At 31.9% G+C, this 1946-nt stretch carries 1 protein-coding gene; it reads right to left on the bottom strand.

Translation table 11 applies throughout. From position 1 onward, the window contains the following. Window positions 1-1946 (bottom strand): CRISPR-associated helicase Cas3' (cas3, locus tag ACP5S8_RS08210; RefSeq protein ID WP_461876452.1); only part of this gene is annotated, 1946 nt, incomplete at both ends.

The raw sequence follows: 1946 nt of genomic DNA, 5'->3' as shown, positions 1-1946 counted from the left end.
ATCCCTTATGGAATTCCCATCCTCAGCATCAAATTTAAAAAGTTTTATAGCCTCTATAATGTTGCTAGACTCATCGTTGCTTATCCTTTTGTGCACCTCTTTAAAGTAACTTTCTATCAACATAATAAACTCTTTTTCACTAAGCATGCGCTTGTCTTTTAGTATTTCCTTAGTTAGATTAAGAAGTATTTTATCGTAAATCTTTTCTGAGTAGTTTTTACCGTTTTCATCTATTAAGTTTACAATTCTAAACTCGCCTGTTTTTTCCATGTTTCTGTTGCATCTTCCAGCAGATTGGTTCAAAGAATCCATCGGTGCAAAATCTCTATACACTACATCAAAATCTATGTCCACACCCGCTTCTACAAGCTGAGTGCTCACTACGAGCTTATATCTTCCATCTTTTATACCCCTTATCCTAGCCCTTCTCTCGTTAGGTGTTATAGCAGTTGAAAGATAGCCTATTTCTTTGTCTTTATATTTTTCTTTCAAAAGCCTATAAAACTCTTTTGAAGATTTTATTGTATTTGTTATAAATAAATAAGTTTTAGAGCTTTCGATATCAGTCCCTTCCAAAAAATCCTTAATACTTTTTGGTGTCAAATCAAAATAGACGTTGTATCTATTTAGCCTATCAAGGTATTTTTCTTTTTGGCTTAGTTCCGTAGCATCTTCTACCAAATAAGGCTGTGTAGCTGTCATAAAGATAAAGTATGTGTTTAGAGTTTCTGATAGTACTTTTACCATATCTCTTATAAGCTTCCAATACTTTGTGGGTAAAGCTTGCACTTCATCTATGATCACAATAGCGTTTGACAGCTTGTTAAACCTTCGTGAAGAGGAGTTTAGATAAGATACCATTGTGTTAAAAAGCTGTACAAAAGTAGTCACTATTATTTCAGAGTTCCAGGCCTCCATCAACACCCTTGACGTTCCTAAATCAAACTCTTCATAGCAAGGCTCCGACAAATGATGGTGTTTTAAAAGTATAGAAGAATCTACATTTTCAAAGCTATTTTCTAACACTTCTTTAAATACTTCTGCATTTTGGTCTATGATGCTCACATATGGTAAAGAGTATATTATGCGAGGCGTAATATCAGTTTTCTGTCTTATTTGATTCCTAAGTTTTAAGGCAATAGAGAGTCCTATAAGCGTCTTGCCCATACCCGTTGGCAATGTTATTGAATATATCTTGTTGTCTGTATCCAAGCTTTTAGATAAAATATCCTTAAAAGCTTCTTCTCTTAAATTATCTATAACTTTGTTTTTTGAGAGCTTCTTCTTATAGTTTAAAACAACATCTAAGCTTATGTCCTCTAACCTTTTTGGTATAAAAGGCTTAGCTCCAGCTTCTGTTTTGTCGGCATCCAAAATAAGTGAGTATATGTATTGAAATCTGATAAAATCTATCAAATCGTATTTGCATTTATTGGATATCACATCTTTTCTAAAATCCCTTCTAAAAGCCATGAGACCCTTTATTGTATTGTCAATATCATTGCAAAAGGCTTCTTTTTTCAAATAGATTTGCTTTTTTATATCTTCTGATAGCTTTAAATTTTCTACAAATATGTTAAACTTCTCCTCATCTATACTTTCTATCTGCTTTTTTATTATATCTATATCCTCTTTTGGTATAGAAAATTCATCTGCGAAGGCTTTGGGGTTTGTATGGTGTCTTTTGCAAGCAACAAAAGAAAAAGCTTGATAGGTTTTATTGTCTACAAACTTTCTAAGACAGTAAAAGGTGTAAACTCCTGATATAAGAGAATGTTCTTTTAGTCTTTTGTCTTTAATATGGATATCTTCTTTTTTGATATAAGTTTGAAAATATGTTGTAAATTTGCCAAAATCATGAAGCGCCAAAGATGTTTTTAAAGCTTTTATAAAATCATCATCTGTCAAATGATTTTCTTGTATATAAAATTCTAAAAGCTCAATAC

Source organism: Hydrogenobaculum sp. (assembly GCF_049967395.1).
Lineage (GTDB): Bacteria > Aquificota > Aquificia > Aquificales > Aquificaceae > Hydrogenobaculum.
The sequence above is the reverse complement of the archived record's forward strand: the minus strand, read 5'-3'. Positions and strand labels throughout refer to the sequence as shown.